Origin of the sequence: Burkholderia sp. Bp9015 (assembly GCF_003853505.1) — a bacterium.
Classification (GTDB): Bacteria; Pseudomonadota; Gammaproteobacteria; order Burkholderiales; family Burkholderiaceae; genus Burkholderia.
This window is the reverse complement of record NZ_QTPZ01000039.1, coordinates 47,889-65,813: the sequence shown is the minus strand read 5'-3', so window position 1 is coordinate 65,813 and position 17,925 is coordinate 47,889. Positions and strand designations below refer to the sequence as shown.

16 protein-coding genes and 1 pseudogene are annotated in these 17,925 nt (G+C 64.5%); 5 read left to right on the top strand and 12 right to left on the bottom strand.

Annotated features, from left to right (window positions below):
* Window positions 1–11: 11 nt before the first annotated feature.
* A complete protein-coding gene (locus tag DIE12_RS31175; protein ID WP_185500408.1) occupies window positions 12–896 on the bottom strand; it encodes a LysR family transcriptional regulator in 885 nt (294 codons plus the stop codon).
* A 77-nt stretch (window positions 897–973) separates the two neighbouring features.
* Between DIE12_RS31175 and DIE12_RS31170 the strand changes: the two genes are divergently transcribed.
* The 3 genes from DIE12_RS31170 to DIE12_RS31160 all read left to right on the top strand — a co-directional run bounded on the left by DIE12_RS31170 (window position 974) and on the right by DIE12_RS31160 (window position 3,683).
* The gene (locus DIE12_RS31170; RefSeq protein ID WP_124523218.1) at window positions 974–2,275 is read left to right on the top strand and encodes an aspartate aminotransferase family protein; all 1,302 of its coding nucleotides are present in this window, start codon (window positions 974–976) and stop codon (window positions 2,273–2,275) included.
* An 86-nt stretch (window positions 2,276–2,361) separates the two neighbouring features.
* Window positions 2,362–3,231, top strand: coding sequence for an AraC family transcriptional regulator (locus tag DIE12_RS31165; protein ID WP_124523216.1), 870 nt, complete (start codon window positions 2,362–2,364; stop codon window positions 3,229–3,231).
* A gap of 44 nt (window positions 3,232–3,275) precedes the next feature.
* A complete protein-coding gene (locus DIE12_RS31160) occupies window positions 3,276–3,683 on the top strand; it encodes a DUF2000 family protein (RefSeq protein ID WP_124485251.1) in 408 nt (135 codons plus the stop codon).
* Between the two features lie 136 nt (window positions 3,684–3,819).
* On the opposite strand, the pseudogene DIE12_RS31155 reads toward DIE12_RS31160, so the two are convergent.
* The 3 genes and pseudogenes from DIE12_RS31155 to DIE12_RS31145 form a co-directional block, all read right to left on the bottom strand.
* Window positions 3,820–4,623 (bottom strand): annotated as a pseudogene (locus DIE12_RS31155) (DMT family transporter); the annotation flags it as partial.
* Window positions 4,624–4,637: 14 nt separating this feature from the next.
* A complete protein-coding gene (locus DIE12_RS31150) occupies window positions 4,638–5,624 on the bottom strand; it encodes a 2OG-Fe(II) oxygenase (protein WP_124523214.1) in 987 nt (328 codons plus the stop codon).
* Window positions 5,625–5,660: 36 nt separating this feature from the next.
* Entirely contained in the window at window positions 5,661–6,641 is a 981-nt protein-coding gene (locus DIE12_RS31145) for a hypothetical protein (RefSeq protein WP_044846851.1), read from the bottom strand.
* A gap of 133 nt (window positions 6,642–6,774) precedes the next feature.
* On the opposite strand from DIE12_RS31145, the gene DIE12_RS31140 reads away from it, so the two are divergent.
* A complete protein-coding gene (locus DIE12_RS31140; RefSeq protein ID WP_044846850.1) occupies window positions 6,775–7,626 on the top strand; it encodes a LysR substrate-binding domain-containing protein in 852 nt (283 codons plus the stop codon).
* A 341-nt stretch (window positions 7,627–7,967) separates the two neighbouring features.
* Here the strand turns inward: DIE12_RS31140 and DIE12_RS31130 are convergent, their stop codons facing one another.
* The 5 genes from DIE12_RS31130 to DIE12_RS31110 form a co-directional block, all read right to left on the bottom strand.
* On the bottom strand, window positions 7,968–8,669 hold the full coding sequence (locus tag DIE12_RS31130; RefSeq protein WP_044846849.1) for an ABC transporter ATP-binding protein: 702 nt from the start codon (window positions 8,667–8,669) through the stop codon (window positions 7,968–7,970).
* A complete protein-coding gene (gene livG / locus DIE12_RS31125; RefSeq protein WP_044846848.1) occupies window positions 8,669–9,442 on the bottom strand; it encodes a high-affinity branched-chain amino acid ABC transporter ATP-binding protein LivG in 774 nt (257 codons plus the stop codon). Before livG ends, DIE12_RS31130 begins: the two co-directional genes overlap by 1 nt.
* Window positions 9,439–10,710 (bottom strand): high-affinity branched-chain amino acid ABC transporter permease LivM, encoded by a 1,272-nt coding sequence (locus DIE12_RS31120; protein WP_044846847.1) that lies wholly within the window; start codon window positions 10,708–10,710, stop codon window positions 9,439–9,441. Before DIE12_RS31120 ends, livG begins: the two co-directional genes overlap by 4 nt.
* A gap of 11 nt (window positions 10,711–10,721) precedes the next feature.
* The gene (gene livH, locus DIE12_RS31115; protein ID WP_044846846.1) at window positions 10,722–11,648 is read right to left on the bottom strand and encodes a high-affinity branched-chain amino acid ABC transporter permease LivH; all 927 of its coding nucleotides are present in this window, start codon (window positions 11,646–11,648) and stop codon (window positions 10,722–10,724) included.
* A gap of 185 nt (window positions 11,649–11,833) precedes the next feature.
* Window positions 11,834–12,952 (bottom strand): branched-chain amino acid ABC transporter substrate-binding protein, encoded by a 1,119-nt coding sequence (locus DIE12_RS31110; protein ID WP_044846845.1) that lies wholly within the window; start codon window positions 12,950–12,952, stop codon window positions 11,834–11,836.
* 813 nt (window positions 12,953–13,765) lie between these two features.
* Between DIE12_RS31110 and DIE12_RS31105 the strand changes: the two genes are divergently transcribed.
* Window positions 13,766–14,383, top strand: coding sequence for a hypothetical protein (locus DIE12_RS31105; protein WP_260426269.1), 618 nt, complete (start codon window positions 13,766–13,768; stop codon window positions 14,381–14,383).
* Between the two features lie 86 nt (window positions 14,384–14,469).
* Here the strand turns inward: DIE12_RS31105 and DIE12_RS31100 are convergent, their stop codons facing one another.
* From DIE12_RS31100 to DIE12_RS39110, 3 genes are all read right to left on the bottom strand, one after another.
* Window positions 14,470–14,688: a hypothetical protein gene (locus DIE12_RS31100; RefSeq protein WP_124523210.1), complete on the bottom strand. Its 219-nt coding sequence runs from the start codon at window positions 14,686–14,688 to the stop codon at window positions 14,470–14,472.
* 773 nt (window positions 14,689–15,461) lie between these two features.
* Window positions 15,462–17,132, bottom strand: coding sequence for a P-loop NTPase fold protein (locus DIE12_RS31095; protein WP_221621955.1), 1,671 nt, complete (start codon window positions 17,130–17,132; stop codon window positions 15,462–15,464).
* A 30-nt stretch (window positions 17,133–17,162) separates the two neighbouring features.
* Window positions 17,163–17,804, bottom strand: coding sequence for a P-loop NTPase fold protein (locus DIE12_RS39110; protein ID WP_221621956.1), 642 nt, complete (start codon window positions 17,802–17,804; stop codon window positions 17,163–17,165).
* Window positions 17,805–17,925: the final 121 nt, after the last annotated feature.

The following is a 17,925-nucleotide window of genomic DNA, read 5'->3' as shown; positions in this document are numbered from 1 at the left end:
CTACCCCGCCCTCACAGCACCGGCAACACCGCCCGAATATGCTCCGCGAACGCCGCCGTCAGATGCGACGGCCGCTTCCGGTCGAACCGCAGCGTAATGCCGACCGCCGGCAGCGGCGGCAATCCGCGATCGCTGGCGAGGATGGCCAGATCCGCCGGCACCGCCGTCTGCGTCATCACCGCGAACGCCTGCCCCGAACGCACCAGCGCGGTCAGCCCCGCGAGGCTGCTGCTCGCATACGCGACGCGATAATCGCGGCCCGCGCGATGCAGCGCCTCACAGGCCGCGATGTGATCGAGCGTATCGGGATCGGACAGCGCGAGCGGCAACGGATCGAACCGCGCGGCATCGAGCCCCGGATAGCCGATCCACACCAGTTGCTCGCGGCGGATGAAGTCGCCGTCCGAGCCATCGTCCGGCACGGACACCATCGCCAGATCGACCGCCCGCTTGTCGAGCTGTTCGAGCAAGCGCGGCGTCGGCCCGCACACGACTTCGACGATCGCCTGCGGATGCTGGCTCGAAAACTGCCGCAGCAGCGAAGGCAGGAACACGCCCGCGTAATCGTCCGGGCAGCCGAACCGGATCGTGCCCGACAACCCGGTGCCGCACAGATCGGCCATCGCCTCGTCGTGCTGCCGCAGGATGCGCTGCGCATGCACGAGCAGCCGCTCGCCGGGATGCGTGAGCAGCAGGCCGCGCCCGGTGCGCTGGAACAGCGGCTGGTCGACGCTTTCCTCGAGCCGCCGCATCTGCTGGCTGAGCGCGGACTGCGTGCGGCCGACCCGCGCCGCCGCGCGGCTGAGCGAGCGCACTTCGGCGATGACGACGAACGAGCGCAGCAGGTCGATTTCGAGCGAACGTGCCAAGGTATTAGCTCCTTTTCTACCTTGCATAAGAACTATTCGTTTCCATAAAACCAGACCGGCGCCTAGACTGCAAGCGATCCTTGGCCCTTGTCCGGAGAAGCCCGATGTCCCTGAACGACGACGCAACCTTCTGGCACAACGCCAGGCAGCACCTGATCCGCTACGGCGGCACGTTCGAGCCGATGATCATCGAGCGCGCGCAAGGCAGCTTCGTCTACGACGCGGACGGCCGCGCGATCCTCGATTTCACGTCGGGCCAGATGAGCGCGGTGCTCGGGCACAGCCATCCGGAGATCGTCTCCGTCATCAACGAATACGCGGGCAAGCTCGATCACCTGTTCAGCGGGATGCTGTCGCGCCCCGTCGTCGACCTCGCGACGCGCCTCGCCGACCTCACGCCGCCCGGGCTCGATCGCGCGCTGCTGCTGAGCACCGGCGCGGAATCGAACGAAGCGGCGATCCGGATGGCGAAGCTCGTCACCGGCAAGTACGAGATCGTCGGCTTCGCGCAGTCGTGGCACGGGATGACGGGCGCGGCGGCATCCGCCACGTACAGCGCCGGCCGCAAGGGCGTCGGCCCGGCCGCCGTCGGCTCGTTCGCGATTCCGGCGCCGTTCGCGTACCGGCCGCGCTTCGAGCGCAACGGCACCTACGACTATCTCGCCGAACTCGACTACGCATTCGACCTGATCGATCGCCAGTCGAGCGGCAACCTCGCCGCGTTCATCGCGGAGCCGATCCTCAGCTCGGGCGGCATCATCGAATTGCCCGAAGGCTACATGGCGGCGCTCAAGCGCAAGTGCGAGGAGCGCGGGATGCTGCTGATCCTCGACGAAGCGCAAACCGGCGTCGGGCGCACCGGCACGATGTTCGCGTGCCAGCGCGACGGCGTGACGCCCGACCTCCTCACGCTGTCGAAAACCCTCGGCGCGGGGCTGCCGCTCGCGGCGGTCGTCACGTCCGCGCGGATCGAGGAACGCGCGCACGAACTCGGCTACCTGTTCTACACGACCCACGTGTCGGACCCGCTGCCGGCAGCGGTCGGCCTGCGCGTGCTCGACGTGGTGCAGCGCGACGGCCTCGTCCAGCGGGCGAACGTGATGGGCGACCGGCTGCGGCGCGGGCTGCTCGACCTGATGGAGCGCTTCGACTGCATCGGCGACGTGCGCGGGCGCGGCCTGCTGCTCGGCGTCGAGATCGTCAAGGACCGGCGGACGAAGGAGCCGGCGGACGGCCTTGGCGCGAAGATCACGCGCGAATGCATGAACCTCGGGCTCAGCATGAACATCGTGCAGTTGCCCGGAATGGGCGGCGTGTTCCGGATCGCGCCGCCGCTGACCGTCAGCGAAGCGGAAATCGATCTCGGGCTGTCGCTGCTGGAACAGGCGATCGCACGCGTGCTGTAACCCCGCCGCCCGTCGCTGCCGCGCGAAGCGCGTACGATCTGCGTACACTATCCGGCAGGCAACGACGACGGGCAGCGAGGCGAGCGATGGCAAGCGCGGCAAACGACAACGGCACGAACGAACACTGGCTCGTCGCGCGCCGCGATCCGGAAACGGGGATCGAAAGCCTGCGCGCGCATTTCAGCGGGCATGCGTACGATCCGCACGATCACGACGACATGCTGATCGGCTTCACGGAACAAGGCGTACAGCGTTTCCAGTGTCATCGGTCGCTGCACACGAGCGTGCCGGGCCGCGCGATCCTGATCGAACCGGGCGCGCTGCACGACGGCCATGCGCCGGAAGCCGGCGGCTTCACCTACTCGATGCTGTACCTGCCACAGGCGTGGGTCGAACGTGCGGCCCGCCGAATCGATCTTCCCGGCCTGAGCGGCGTCGAAGCCGCGTTCGGCCATACGCTCGTCGACGATCGCCGCCTCGTCGACGCGATCCGCCACGCGTTTCTCGCGATCCACGGCAACGAAGGCAAGCTCGCGCGCGACCAGACGCTCGACCGTCTCCTCATGCGCCTCGGCGGTCAGTTGCGCGAGTCGGTCGCGGCAAGCGCCAACGCGAGCACGGGCACCGTGCCGCCGGCGATCGTGCGCGTGCGCGACCTGCTGCACGCGCATCTGGACGGCAATCTCGGCCTCGACGAACTCGCCGAGCGGGCCGGCATCGATCGCTTCCGGCTCACACGGCTGTTCCAGCGCGCGTACGGAACGTCGCCGCACGCGTACCTGGTTCGCCTGCGCCTGCGCGCGGCGCGCCGGCTGCTCGCGGCGGGCCGCACGCCGGCGCAGGCCGCCGCGGACGTCGGCTTCGCCGACCAGAGTCACCTCGGCCGCTGGTTCCGGCGTGCGTATAGGATGACGCCGGCCGCCTATCGGCGGATGTGCACAAACGTTCCAGACTGATCGCGCCGGCTATCCGATCATGAGCGCTTCAACGAGGAGCACTCATGTTCGATACGAAAGTGGCATTGATCGTGCGCGACGATCTCGCGGCGTGGCAGAAACTCAACGTGGTCGCATTTCTCGCGACGGGCGTCGCGGCCGGCGCGCCCGAAGCGCTCGGCGAGCCTTACGAGGATGCGGCCGGGAATCGCTACGGCCGCATGTTCGGCCAGCCGATGCTGGTGTTCGCGGCCGATCTCGACGGCCTGCAGGCCGCGCATCGGCACGCGCTGTCGCGCGAAGTCAGGATCGTGCCGTACGTGCGCGCGATGTTCTCGACCGGGCACGACGCGGCCAATCGCGAAGTGTTTCGCGCCGGGGACGCGACGAATCTCGATCTGGTCGGCCTTGCATTGCACGGGCCGAAGAAGGCCGTGGATAAAGCCGTGAAGGGTCTGGCGTTGCACGCGTGAACCCGGCGTCCGGCTCGCTGCCGCGGGCCGCTTCCATGCCTGGCCGCCGCGTCCGGCCGAACCGTTCGCCGTGCTTGCTGGCGAGCCACACGCCGAGCGCGACGACGACGATGCCGAGATAGGTCGTCACCGGAATCCGGTCGCCGAACATCCACGCGGCCCAGGTCAGCGTCACGGGCGGTTCGAGATAGACGAGCGTCGCCACGCGCGTCGCGGGCATGCGCTTGAGCAGCGCCCATAACGTCAGGTAAGCCATGAACGTCGAGAACACCGTCAGCCACACGACGGACAACCAGACGTTCGGCTGCGTCGGCACATGCAGATCGCCGGTGACGAGCCCGCATGCCGCGAACAGCACGAGGCTCACGCACCCCTGCACGAACAGCGGCAGAAACAACCCGTCCTCGTTGCTGCGCGCCGTCGTGAGCGCGCGCCGCCGCTGATAGATCGTCGCGATCGACAGCCCCAGCGCGGACACCAGCGGCAGCAGGTACATGACGATGCCGACCGATTCGGTCGGCAGCGCGTATTGCCCGCCGATCACGATGCCGACGCCGATGAATCCGAGCACGAGCCCGGCCCACTGGCGCGCGCCGCTGCGCTCGCTGCCTTCGAACGTCGTCATCGCCGCCGTGATGAGCGGCTGCAACGCCGCGACGATCGCCGCGATGCCCGGCGGCAGCCCATGCTGGATCGCGACGTAGACGCAGGCCAGGTAGAGGAACTGCGACAGAAAGCCGATCACCGCGTGATAGCGAATCTTCTCCAGCGTCAGGCGCCCGAGCCGCCTGTTGAGGACGATCGCCAGACAGAGCGTGACGAGCAGAAAACGCCAGAACAGCAGGTTGAACGCACCGGCCGTCTCCGCGCCGAGCTTGGCGCCGATGAAGCCGGAACTCCACGACAACACGAACACGAGCTGGATCAGGAAAAGCTGCATCGGAACTGCGCCCCTCAGAACGTGACCGTGGATGTGTGCGCGTCGCCCAGCTCTTCGAACCGGATCGGTTCGAGACCGAGGCGAAGGTACTGCATCGCCGCGTCGTCGCGAAGGCTGCGTTGCAGTGCCAGCCAGTTGACGACCGTGCGCGGGATGCCGTCGTCCGAAGCGAGATGCCAGAAGCCGTTGTCGTCTTCGCGTGTATACGGGCAATGAAACGACAGCACCAGCGACATGCGCCGCCCTGCCTCGACCGGTTCGACGCCGTGAAACAGCTTGCTGCCGTAGATCAGCAGCGCGTCGCCCGCCTGGCTCAAATCCGCCGTCTTCACATGCGCGCGTTCGCGATCGTGCCGATCGAACGTCTCGGCAGTCGATTCGTAGAACAGAAAGTTTCCACCCTCGTATTCGGATCGATCCGACAGCACGATGTTCAGCACGAAACTGGTGCCGTCGGTGTGCCACATGCCGACCTGTTCCTTGTCGTCGCGCTCGCGCGTCGGGTAGTAATAGTTGAACTGCGAGCGCGCATTGATCATCGGATACGGGATCAACGGCGCGCCGGCCAGACGCGACAGCCGCAGCAGGAACGCGCGGTCGTGCATCATGGCGTCGATGAAGCGCGAGCGGTTCGTCACCGCACGCACCCGCTTCGAGATGATCCAGTTGCTGTGCGACGCGCTGCGTTCCAGCGTGCGGCCGATCTCGCGCAACGCGTGAACCGCTTCGTCGGAGAACAACCCGCGCAGGCTGCACACCGCGTTGAGCGCGTTCGACTGCGTGCCGCGCATCGGCACGTCGCGATAGCCGAGATCGTCGAGGTTGCGGCGATACCGCACCTGATAGCCGTCGCGCAGGAAGCCGCTCGTCCAGCGCATCCGTTCCGCAATGGTAACCGTGTCGTCCACGACATTCGCGTCGCCGGCCAGCGAGGTCCGCAGCGCAAGCCTCACCCGATCGAACCCGCGCGCAAACACCGGCAGTGCATTTCCCTTGTTCATCGCGTGCCTCGCTCTCGTCGTTGCGGCCCCGGGGTGCTAGCCCTTGAACTGCGCAATCTGGTACACGACGCTGCCGTCCCCGCTGCGCAGCTCGTCGATCACCCGGCAGTTGCCGTGACTGCTGCGCACGTGGCGGAATTGCTCGGGCGTGTATTTCAGGCAGACGTTGGTGATCAGATGCCCGTGGACGCCGGCCTTCGACACCGGCTGCAGCGTAACCGCGACGTGGAACTGATCGCCCAGCAGGTTCAGCCGGACGATCGACACGTCATGCTCGCCGTGCGGCTCGAAGCCCTGCTGCCGGCTGACGACTTCGGAAAACCGCACCATGTTCTCGTTGCGGTAGAAGTCATAGATGTGCGCTTCGCGGCCTTCCACGAACAGTTGCATCTCCGACACAACGTAGGTCGACTTGCCGCCGAGATTGCGGATCAGCCGGCCGATCGTCACCGGCAACTCGTTGCCTTCCTGGAACCCGAGCATCGTGATGAAGGTCATGTCCTGGCCCAGATCGATGTGGTTCCACTGCACGTTCCGGTAGTCGTCGGCGATGTAGTTGAAACAGCCGGGCGTCTTCAGGAACGGCATGATCGCGTCGCGCATCGCGTGTTCCGACGACTCGTTGATGTCGACCGCCGTGTACCGCAGATGGTCCGGCCCGCCGCCGCTGACGCCCTTCATCAGTTCGGTCGTCTTGACCGGCTCGGGCCCGAGTTCGATGTAGTGAACATGGCGGCCGCGCGACAACGTGGCGAGACGCTCGCTCAACGCACCGATCGCTTCCCGCAACGATCCTTTTCCATTGCGATCCGCACATAATGCAGGACTCCGAACCCCCAATTCGTTCAGGTTCCGCATCAAGGAGAAGACTTCACGCCCCGCCTCGCGTTGCCGCGCGGCATCGTCCGTGCGCTGCAACGTCGAATACTTCTCGTGATTCTCGACCGTCCATACCGACTCCGCCTTCAGCTTCCTGTCCCGCACCAATGCATCCACTACAAAATCATTGATAGACATGAATCGTTCCCCGGGATACGTGTCACGCTCGATCGAATGCCTGCCGTCGTCCGCCTGTTGACCCGAGGATAGGGAGGCGCAATAATTCCGTCAATCGACATTACCTGAATCACTGATTCGGAAAATCAAAATCATGCCGCGCACCCTGGACGTCGACCTGCTGCGTACCTTCCACGCCGTCGCGAAGCTCGGCCGCTTCAAGGATGCGGCCGCGTATGTGAATCGCAGCCCGTCGTCGGTCACGGCACAGATCCAGAAGCTCGAGGAGATGGTCGCGCAGCGGCTGTTTACGCGAAACAACCAGGCCGTCGAGCTCACGCAGTTCGGCCACAAGCTGCTCGGCGACACCACCGAGTTCCTGTCGAGCCACGACCGGCTGGTCGAATCGCTGTCGCCGCAGATCCTGACCGGCAAGTTGCGGCTCGGCATCCCCGATTCGTATGCCGCGCATTTCATGGCGGAATTCCTGCCGCGCTTCGCCGCCGACCGGCCGTTGCTCGAACTGACCGTCGAAGCGCGCTCCAGCGAGGAACTGCAGCAGCTGTTTTCCCGCGGCCAGCTCGACATCACGATTGCCGTCGTGCCGAAAGCGCTGCCGCACGCGGAACTGCTCAGCAAGACCCATCCGGTGTGGGTCGCCGCGCGCACCTTCAAGTTCAATCCCGACGCGCCGCTGCCGATCGCCGTGCAGCTGCAGGGATGTCCGTACCGCGACACCGCGCTGAACGCGCTGAAGAAGGCGAAGATCGCGCACCGGATGCTGCTCGAGAGCGCGAGCTCGCCGGCGGTTGAAGCGTGCATCGCGAATGGCCTCGCGGTCGGCATCATCGAGCACGATCGCGTGTCCGGCAACCTGACGAGCAACGTCGCGGGGATCGCGCTGCCGGATCTGCCACCGCACCTGATCACGATCCTCACGGACGACAGCAATCGCGCCGCGCTGCATTTACGCGACGTGCTGAAAAGCACGTTCAGGATCGGCTAGGGTAGAAGAGTCATCAGCAGGTCGAGGCCGAACCGCTGCTGATAGAGGTGTTTCGCGTCGTCGAACATCAGCGTGTCGACGTTCGCGACGGTTCGTTTGATCTTCATCGAATTCGCCAGGAAGACGAATGCGATTTGACGGCAACTGCTATTGAATTTCCAGTAGCTCGGGCTTGTTCGCCACTAGCCATGCCTTCACGTCGGTCATCAACGATGTTGCACTGACAAAGCACTCGTTCACCACCGAGTCCACATGTAGCCAAATTTGCTACGATCGAAGCCGAATCGGCTACACAATTCCCGTAGACCGCCGGCCCATTGCAGGCCGGCGGCTTTCTCTCGTCAACCGCCGAGATACGCCTGCTTGATGCGGTCGTTCGCGAGCAGGTTCGCGCCCGTGTCGGCGAGCACCACGCGCCCCGTTTCGAGCACGTAGCCGCGATCGGCCACACCCAGCGCCTTGTTCGCGTTCTGCTCGACCAGGAACACCGTGACACCCTCGTCACGAATCGTCCGGATGATGTCGAAGATCTGCGCGATCACGAGCGGTGCGAGGCCGAGCGTCGGCTCGTCGAGCAGCAGCAGGCGCGGCTTGCTCATCAGCGCCCGGCCGATCGCCAGCATCTGCTGCTCGCCGCCCGACATCGTGCCGGCCCGCTGCGCCGCGCGTTCCTTCAGGCGCGGAAACAGCTTGAACACGTGCTCGATGCCATCGTCGATCTCATGACGGCTCGCGAAGAACCCGCCCATCTTCAGGTTCTCGAGCACCGTCAGGCTCGGGAACACGCGCCGTCCTTCCGGCGAGATTGCCATCCCCTGCCGCATGATCTGGTGCGTCGACATCGCAGTGATGTCGTTGCCCTCGAACAGCACGCGGCCCGACGACGCGCGCGGCGTGCCGCATACGGTCATCATCAGCGTCGTCTTGCCGGCGCCGTTGCTGCCGATCAGCGTGACGATCTCGCCCTTCTTCACCTCGATCGACACGCCCGCGAGCGCCTCGACCGCGCCATAGTGCGTATGGACCTGTTCCAGCTTCAGCATCACTCTTCCCCCAGATACGCCTTGATCACGCGCGGGTCGTTGCGGACCGCTTCCGGCGTGCCGATCACGATCGGCCGGCCGTGCTCCATCACGAGGATGCGGTCCGACACGCCCATCACGAGGCTCATGTCGTGTTCGATCAGCAGCACCGATACGCCGAACTCGTGGCGCAGCTTGTCGATCAGGTGCTGCAGCTCGATCTTTTCCTGCGGGTTGAGACCGGCCGCCGGTTCGTCCAGCATCAACAGGCGCGGCTCGGTGATCATGCAGCGCGCGATCTCCAGACGCCGCTGGTGCCCGTACGACAGCGTGCCCGCCTGCCGGTTGGCGACCGACTTCAGCCCCATCCGATCGAGCCACACGGCCGCGCGTTCGAGCGCTTCCTTCTCGGCGCGACGATACGCGGGCGTCGAGAACAGGCCCGGCAACAGCCCCGACTTCACCTTGCGATGCTGCGCGACGAGCAGGTTCTCGACCACCGTCAGCGACTTGAACAGGCGGATGTTCTGGAACGTGCGCACGAGGCCCTTCAACGCGATCTGGTGGCTCGGCAGCCCCGCGATCGCGTGGCCGTCGAGCACGACGTCGCCGCCGGTCGGCTTGTAGAAGCCGCCGACGCAGTTGAACACCGTGGTCTTGCCCGCGCCGTTCGGCCCGATGATCGCGAACACCTCGTTGCGGCGCACGTCGAAATCGATGCCGTCCACCGCGAGCAATCCGCCGAAGCGCATCTGCAGCCCGGCGACCTTCAACAGTTCCGTATTCGCGCTCATTGCGGCAGCTCCACGTGGGGACGGCTCGCGGGCAGCAGGCCCTGCGGACGCCACATCATCATCAACACCATCACCAGACCGAAGATCAGCATCCGGTACTCGGCGAAGCCGCGCGCGACTTCCGGCAGCACGGTCAGCAGGATCGCCGCGAGAATCACGCCGAGCTGCGAGCCCATCCCGCCGAGCACGACGATCGCGAGGATCAGCGCCGACTCGATGAAGGTGAACGATTCAGGATTCACGAGGCCCTGGCGCGCCGCGAAGAACGCGCCGCCGATGCCCGCGAACGCCGCGCCGAGCGTGAACGCCGACAGCTTGATGCGCGTCGGGTTGAGACCCAGCGAACGGCAGGCGATCTCGTCGTCGCGCAGCGCTTCCCACGCGCGGCCCATCGGCATGCGGATCAGGCGGCTCGTCACGAACAGCGTGAAGCCGACCAGCACCAGCGCGATCAGGTACAGGAAGATCACCATGTGTTCGCCGCTGTATTCCAGCCCGATCAGTTCATGGAAGGTCTTCGCGCCTTCGACGCTCGCCGAGCGCGCCATCTCGAAGCCGAACACCGTCGGCTTCGGAATGCTCGAGATGCCGTCCGGGCCGCCGGTGAGGCTCGTCAGGTTGTTCGCGAGCAGGCGGATGATTTCGCCGAAGCCGAGCGTGACGATCGCGAGGTAGTCGCCGCGCAGACGCAGCACCGGGAAGCCGAGCAGGAAGCCGAACGTCGCTGCGGCGATCGCCGCGATCGGCAGGCACTCCCAGAACGACAGCCCGAAATACTGGTTCAGCATCGCGTACGTATAGCCGCCGACCGCGTAGAACCCGACATAACCGAGATCCAGCAGGCCCGCGAAACCGACCACGATGTTCAGCCCGAGGCCGAGGATCACGTAGATCAGCGCGAGCGTCGCGACGTCCACCGCACCGCGCGAACCGAAGAACGGCCACACGAGGCCGACCGCGAGCAACACCCAGATGATCGCGCGCTGCTGCTGCGCGCCCATCGCGGGCATCGCCGGCAGCTTCACCGCCGATTTCGCGCGCACGAGCCACGGCTTGAACAACTGGAACAGGAACACGGCCGCGACCGCGATCCACACCGGACGCCAGTGCGGCGTGAGCACCACCTGATAGCCGTCGAGCTTCAGCTGCAGGCCGAGCACCGGGATCGTGAGGATCGCCGTCAGGAGCGCGGCGGCCGCGGCATTCTTCAGCGCCTGGCCGACCGACGCGTCGGCGGCCGGGCGGCGAACGGAAATGACTTGACTCATCTGCGTCTCCCTCAGACCTTTTCGATGTCCGACTTGCCGAGCAGGCCGGTCGGGCGGAAGAGCAGGATCAGCACGAGCAGGCCGAACGCGACCACGTCCTTGTACTCGGCCGGCATGTACCCTGCGGCGAAGGTTTCGGCGAGGCCCAGCAGCACGCCGCCGAGCATCGCGCCCGGGATGCTGCCGATCCCGCCCAGCACCGCGGCGGTGAACGCCTTGATGCCCGCGACGAAGCCGATGTACGGGTTCAGCTTGCCGATCGTCAGCCCGATCAGCACGCCGCCGACGGCCGCCAGCATCGCGCCGAGCACGAACGTGAACGAGATCACGCGGTTCGTGTCGATGCCGAGCAGGTTCGCCATCTTCATGTCTTCGGCGCAGGCGCGGCACGCGCGGCCCATCCGCGAATGCGAGATGAACAGCGTGAGCGCGATCATCAGCACGACCGTCACGCAGACGATCAGCAGACGCGCATACGGAATCGTCACGTCGTAATCGCCGCCGAGATGGATGTCGAATGCGCCGGAGATCAGCACCGGCACCGACACGTCGCGCGCGCCCTGGCCGATCTGCACGTAGTTCTGCAGGAAGATCGACATGCCGATCGCGGAGATCAGCGGCACGAGGCGCGGGCCGCCGCGCAGCGGGCGATATGCGACACGCTCGACCGCGAAGCCGTACAGGCCGGTGACGAGCACCGACACGATCAGCGCGGCGCCGAGCACGAGCGGCAGCGGATAACCGGCGGAGATGCCGATGGCGGTGAGGGTCACGAGGCCCACGTATGCGCCGATCATGTAGATCTCGCCGTGGGCGAAGTTGATCATGCCGATGATGCCGTAGACCATCGAGTAGCCGATGGCGATCAACGCATAGATCGCACCCAGCGTCAGGCCGTTGACCAGCTGCTGGGCGAATTGAGGAAAGAAGTCAGTCATGTGCGGGAAGCTCCCGTTGGCGCTGGGTCGCGTGCCGTCGCCGGATCACGGCGGTCGGCCGCGCGCAACGCACGGTGTCGTCTCGGGCCGCCCGTCGGCCGCGCAATGCGGTCATGCGCGGCGCGAATGCACGCCCGCCCCGTCCGGGTCTCGGACAGGGCGGGCGCGCGGGCGGGTACGCCGGATTACTTGGCGGCGGTCTTCGTCGCGTCCTTGTGCCACGTGTAGACGACGAACTTGAACGCCTTCAGGTCGCCCTGGGCGTCATACGCGACCTTGCCGATCGGCGTGTCGAACGTCGTCTTGTGCATGTACGCGGCGACCTTGGTCGGGTCGGTCGTCTTCGCGCCGGCGATCGCGTCGGCGATGATCTTCACCGCAGCGTACGACGGCATCTGGAACGGGCCGTTCGGGTCGCGCTTCTTGTCCGCGAACGCCTTCACGAGCGCAGCGTTGGCCGGGTCGGCCGAGAAATCTGCCGGCAGCGTGACGAGCATGCCTTCCGAAGCCGGGCCGGCGATCGCCGTCACGTCCTTGTTGCCCACGCCTTCAGGGCCCATGAACGTCGCCTTCACGCCCTGCTCGCGCGCCTGGCGCATCAGCAGGCCCATTTCCGGGTGGTAGCCGCCGAAGTAGACGAAGTCGACGCCTTGCGACTTCAGCTTCGTGATGATCGCCGAGTAGTCCGAATCGCCGGCATTGATGCCTTCGAACAGCACGACCGGGATCTTCGCGCCTTCGAGGTCCTTCTTCACCGACGACGCGATGCCCTGGCCGTACGATTGCTTGTCGTGCAGGATCGCGACCTTCTTCGGCTTCACGTTGTTGATGATGTAGTGCGCGGCGGCCGGGCCTTGCTGGTCGTCACGGCCGATCGTGCGGAAGATGAAGTGGCGCTTCTTGCCTTCCGTCAGCTGCGGCGCGGTGGCCGACGGCGTGACCATCACGATGCCTTCGTTCTCGTAGATGTCGGAGGCGGGGATCGTCGAACCCGAGCACACGTGGCCGATCACGTACTTGATCTTCTGGCTGACGATCTTGTTGGCGACGGCGACGGCCTGCTTCGGTTCGCATGCGTCGTCCATCTGCACGACTTCGAACTTGTTGCCGCCCGCGCCGCCTGCCGCGTTGATCTGTTCGATCGCGGTCAGCGCGCCGGCCTTCACCATGTCGCCGTATTGGGCGACCGAGCCGCTCATCGGACCAGCGATGGCGATCTTCACGGTTTCCGCTTGCGCGGCGGCGGCGCCGGCGGCGAACAGCACGGCGGCGACGGAAATGGACGTAAGACGGGACAGCGTCATCTGGGAGCTCCTCGATGTTGTTTAGTCATACGGGCAAAGGCGGCATGACTTGCGCAATCGAACAGCACCCGGGGCGAGGACATGGGACACGCCCGAGACACATGAAGACGGACCTGCGGATGAATGTTGCGTAGCGGGGCCCGGCTCTTGCAGTCCCCCAAGGGGGACGTCTGGTTCGGAAAGACATCGTGATGCGTCTTGCATTGCGCAAGCGTTTCGCCTGCCCCGCTTGCCAACTGCTCGTTCGGAGGGATGGTCCGACAGCCGTTGGCAAGGCAGTCGAAATTATATGGGGGTTTTTAAATCGTCTGTCAAAAATGCCGCTTCTATGAGGGAAAACACGGAGAAACTTGGGTGGGGAGAGGTGGCGATTTGGGAGCAACTCGGGCGGGCGGAGAACGTTTGCGGTGGGTGCAATTGGGTTGCGATTTTGGGTGGAGGTTTGGGGTTGTAGCTTGATGGATGGGGCTTTGCGGCGATCTGTGATCGTGGATCGCGAGATTTTTTGTTTTTAGGGGTCGGTGTGTTTTAAATCAATCGACTGAGGATTGCGTGGGCGCGCACCAACGCGGGGCGGCGGGGTGGATCGGTTAATCCTTCCATATGCTGACGTTTACGGCACTCACGAAAGCTGGTTGTTATTTTTATGAAATAATGCGAACTCGCCTCTGCAATCCAGCCAGCCTTCCCGCGAACCGCGCCCGCCGCGCTTCGCCGTCGCTTCAGGGCCGCTTCAACGCCCGTCCGTCGTTCAGTCTCGCCAGCCAGTGATCTGCCGTTTTTTCAATGCACATCACCTGCTTCGGATCGCATATGAATCATCCCTTCCGTCTTTCTTCCGCTGCCGCGCTTGCTTGTGCGCTTTCTGTTTCTACCGTCGACGCCTCGGGCCGCGATTCGCTCGTCGATCGTTCGGGCGGTGCCAACGTGTTTCGTTCGGAACGTCAGGCCGTGGCTCGCGATGATGGGCGCTCGGCACGCGCAACCCGACGCGTAAAGTACGCTGCGCCGGCTGAACGCAGCCCGTTCGATACGCCTGATACGCGGCCGGTGCGTGTGTCAGGCGATACGCTCGAATCGCACACTGCGTCCGTACCCGAATCCGATTTCGTATTGCCCGCGAATCGCGTTGCGCTCGGCGCAGGCGGGAGCGACAGCCTCGGGCGCGCTTTGCCCGAATATGAACAGCGCGCGCAGAACTGGGACGAATACCTGCGGGCGAATGGTTCGCGACCTGTCGGCAGCGGCGGATCGTATGCGCCAACGCGGACTTACGATGCCGCGCGCGGGCCGCACGGTACGCCGAATCCGTTTGATCCGTCAGTGCCGCAACCGGAGACACGGACGTTCTATGACAACGGCGCCGGCACGCATTGCACAGCTACAGGTGGCGCGGGAACGTCGCGGTCGTCGTGCAATATTGCCTGGTGATGCATTGGGGGCGGCCGATGGCGGCTACCCTGCCCGGCGCGCTGCGCGACATCGCGCAGCGCGGCCGCGTCTTGCGGCGTTGCCTTTTACAGTTTCGTGATGATCAGCCTGCCAGGCTCAATATCAATCCGTGCCTTCTGGCCGGGTACAAAACACGCATCTTCGATCAGCCACATTCCACCAATCTTCATGTACGGGTAGAACTTCTCCGGCTTGACGTCCGTTTTCGGGGTACCCCACATTTCCTGGATCGTGACGAAACGCTCCGTCTTCGGTGGTCGTGCTTTATGATTCGGCTTAGCCATGGGCAACTCCTTGGTAGTTGGCTTTGGTTAGCGGGTCGTGAGTGTTGGTAGCACTTGCGGCCCGCGCTCGTTTACTGCGGCGTTTTTATGGTCGGGATTCCTCCTTTGTTTTTGCCCCGATGAAAGCGATGTTTCGATAGGGCTTACCGGTTACGTTGTGCCCATTCGCGCGCGCGATGCACGCGCGATCATCATTGGACATTGCGTATTAGACCATCGCTAACGCCCAATATTTGCGACTTGCTCGAACGTTAGCCGTTAGGCATAGGAACGCAATTTTGCCTGCGCGGGCCGCGCCATTGCATGCGCAGATGCGGAAGGAAAAGCAAACTGACGCGGACGTTGATCGACTCGGGACACGATCATTTGAAACAGTTCGAATGAATTGGTATCACTCACAACATGATCACAGTTCGATACAGAAGCGACTGCTGCTCCGTCTCCTCTGACTTATCGACATAAAGAAATTGCTTGCCGGGAACGTTCTTTTCTACAGCCTCCACAGTCCGCAATCGACCCGAAGCCGACATCTGCCCCGGCACGACTGCAGCGGTTGCTTCCAAAGTACAACGGCCGTTCCATCGACCACATCGGTTGGCTGAAGGCCGTCCTATACGGACACTGGCCGCCCAGTGAATTCAATGGCCCCTTCGACATTTAGGAGAAGCATTTGAGTTTCAACATCGATTGGTCGACGGGACCATAAGTACGACCGCTTTCTGGCGCATGACAGCACCTTTCTGGTCAACTCGGCCTAGACATGGGCCACCCGATTAGAAATCGAATGGGTCGCGCTCTCTTAGTCCAAGCCACATATCAACAGAGCGACGCAGCGTTCGCAGGGCCTCCTCGTGCTCGGGGAATTCTGCGGGATCGATCGCGTCGCACCTGACCTTGGCCACGTCAATGCCGACGAAGTCGTCGATCGTCTGTTTGTTGAATGTGTTGTGCGGTGCAGAGACCCTGTCACCCCACGCGTGGACCGTGCCCCGGTTCATCATGCGTGTGGCCATCCTTGCGAAGCCCTCGTCGGTCCGGATCGCCTCGACCATCCACTCGCGGGGTTCGTCCAATGAACCAGCGTAGTCCCTCCATCGGTACAAATAGGACATGAGATCCGGTTCGGCGATCAGCACGTCGACGTCCGCGGCGCGGCTCCTCATCAACCGCAGCCATTCGGCTTTCATTGCCTCGACGGTATCGGTGTCGAGCGCCGGATCGAAGGCGTCGTTCTCCCCCTCCTTCCGATCGGCGGGATCGTTAAGATGAATCAAGATCGCAGCAATTGACAGCGCCTTGGTCTGGCGGAGCGCCTCAAGCGCCAGATCACCTCGCATACCTTCCGGCACCCGTTTTAGGAACCAGCTTGTCGCTCGCCATGCTGAAAGCCAGGGCGAATCGAAGGGGTCGCCGGCGCGCAGGCCTGCGAGCTTCTGGGCGATCCCGAACATCGCGGGAAGCAGCACGGCGGCGTTTTCGACCGGAAGGCGGTCGACGGACTCGTCGAACCTCGCGACGAGCGAGGGCAGCAAGCCATCGGTCTCGACATCGGCGATCGCGGCAGCTAGCCCGTCCTCCGTCGCAGTCGCGTCGAGGAACGCGACGAAGCGACGCTCCGACATTTCGCCGGCCGCTGTCTGGAGTTCGAAGTAACGCGGGAAGTAGCGCCGGGAGCACACCCGCTTGGCTGTCAGCCACTTGAGATGGGAGCCCTCTGCGTAGTTCGTGCCCCCGTATGCCCATTCGAGAGGCGGAAAGAGGTCCTTGAGCGCGTCCCGGGCGATGACGCGGCGCTCCTCCGGCACGAGCTCGAGAAGTCGCTCGGCCGCTGTCCTGTCCTCATCCCGCCGACCATAGCCCGGGAACCGACCCTCCTGGAGGACCAGCTCCCTCTCTCGGAACAGCGCCTCATGGAGGTCCGGTTCGAAGACCCGGAGCGCCTCCAGAAGAAGGAAGTCGACAATATTCACCTCAAATACGTCGCCGGCCGCATGCAACGGTAAGTGCACGGCGATGGACGAGATCAATCGGCGCGCGTCGCGCATGTTGCGCAATAGCGGCTGGATGCAGCCGACGAACGCGTTACCCCAACGCGTCTGCGAGAACCCATTCGCCTCCGTTGCGTACGGTCCCGCCAGCTCGGAGAGCTCTTCCCCGAATATATGATGCACAATCGATACCGGGACCGCCGGTAGGTCGAAGCTAGCCTGCACGACCTTTTCGAGAAAAGCGCGACCGTCACCGTCTGCGACCGGATCGAGCGCACGCTCTATGATGCTGGGCTGGAACAGGAGGACAAAGACGATGTTGGGCAGGTTGGCGTTTGCCTTCACCTGCCGGAGGAGCATCCTGATCTGCTCGGGCTCGAGCCGGTCGATGTCGTCGACGAAGACAACCAGCGGCCGGTCGAGTTCGCGAAGACGAACCTCCAGCGCATCGCGCACCTTGTCGAGCGGTTCGCTGCCGCGATCACGTCACAGATGCGACAGCGCTCGACCCAGCAGGGGCGTGCCGATCGAGAGGATGGCGAGGCCAGTTGCCACCTTCGCTGCCGTCGGGAGGTCGAAGCCTATTGCCGAGGCGACGGCGATCACCGAGGCGTTCGTCAGCACTGTCGAAATTATATGACTTGAGCCGCCGGCCTTTTTTAGCGGCGCGCTGGCCCCTGTAAGGATCGCGCCGTACCGTCGAAGCGCTTCGGCGCGGGCGAGCGCTGCCTTCGAATGTTCGCCCCCCAGACGATCCGCAATCTGGCCGAAGAGGGCGCGGGCGATCGCATCGCCGTCGCCCCACTGCCAGGGATTGAAGTCAAGCCAGTCGGCCCCGTCACTCTTGGCATCGAGTCGCTCGGTGATTAGATTCTTAAGTGAGGACTTGCCGAAGCCCCACCCACCTCGGATTGCGAACACCCTGCCTTCGCGCAGACTGAGTTCCGAGAGCACGCCGGCTATGCGGCCTGCGAAGTCCGCCCTCCTCAGGCGATCCTCGGACGCAGTCCGGATCGGCGCCTCCGCACCGATCCCGCCGTCCGGCCGTTCGGTTCTTGCGGCCTCCGCAGCGAGCCTCGCACGGCGACGAGCACGCCACGCGGACAGACGGACAAGCGGTCCGGTCATCGCGCAGCGACACCGATCGGATCGCCAGCCCCGCCGGAGGGGCGGAGCGCTGACGTCGAAGTGTGAAGCGCCGGCACGGGCATCGGGATAGAGACTCTCGAATGTCTATCGCCATCACTGC

Bases quoted from the DNA above. Each gene is read 5' to 3' on its own strand.
- DIE12_RS31175 (WP_185500408.1), bottom strand. From the start codon at position 896: ATGCAAGGTAGAAAAGGAGCTAATACCTTGGCACGTTCGCTCGAAATC.
- DIE12_RS31170 (WP_124523218.1), top strand. From the start codon at position 974: ATGTCCCTGAACGACGACGCAACCTTCTGGCACAACGCCAGGCAGCAC.
- DIE12_RS31165 (WP_124523216.1), top strand. From the start codon at position 2,362: ATGGCAAGCGCGGCAAACGACAACGGCACGAACGAACACTGGCTCGTC.
- DIE12_RS31160 (WP_124485251.1), top strand. From the start codon at position 3,276: ATGTTCGATACGAAAGTGGCATTGATCGTGCGCGACGATCTCGCGGCG.
- DIE12_RS31150 (WP_124523214.1), bottom strand. From the start codon at position 5,624: ATGAACAAGGGAAATGCACTGCCGGTGTTTGCGCGCGGGTTCGATCGG.
- DIE12_RS31145 (WP_044846851.1), bottom strand. From the start codon at position 6,641: ATGTCTATCAATGATTTTGTAGTGGATGCATTGGTGCGGGACAGGAAG.
- DIE12_RS31140 (WP_044846850.1), top strand. From the start codon at position 6,775: ATGCCGCGCACCCTGGACGTCGACCTGCTGCGTACCTTCCACGCCGTC.
- DIE12_RS31130 (WP_044846849.1), bottom strand. From the start codon at position 8,669: ATGCTGAAGCTGGAACAGGTCCATACGCACTATGGCGCGGTCGAGGCG.
- livG (WP_044846848.1), bottom strand. From the start codon at position 9,442: ATGAGCGCGAATACGGAACTGTTGAAGGTCGCCGGGCTGCAGATGCGC.
- DIE12_RS31120 (WP_044846847.1), bottom strand. From the start codon at position 10,710: ATGAGTCAAGTCATTTCCGTTCGCCGCCCGGCCGCCGACGCGTCGGTC.
- livH (WP_044846846.1), bottom strand. From the start codon at position 11,648: ATGACTGACTTCTTTCCTCAATTCGCCCAGCAGCTGGTCAACGGCCTG.
- DIE12_RS31110 (WP_044846845.1), bottom strand. From the start codon at position 12,952: ATGACGCTGTCCCGTCTTACGTCCATTTCCGTCGCCGCCGTGCTGTTC.
- DIE12_RS31105 (WP_260426269.1), top strand. From the start codon at position 13,766: ATGAATCATCCCTTCCGTCTTTCTTCCGCTGCCGCGCTTGCTTGTGCG.
- DIE12_RS31100 (WP_124523210.1), bottom strand. From the start codon at position 14,688: ATGGCTAAGCCGAATCATAAAGCACGACCACCGAAGACGGAGCGTTTC.
- DIE12_RS39110 (WP_221621956.1), bottom strand. From the start codon at position 17,804: ATGACCGGACCGCTTGTCCGTCTGTCCGCGTGGCGTGCTCGTCGCCGT.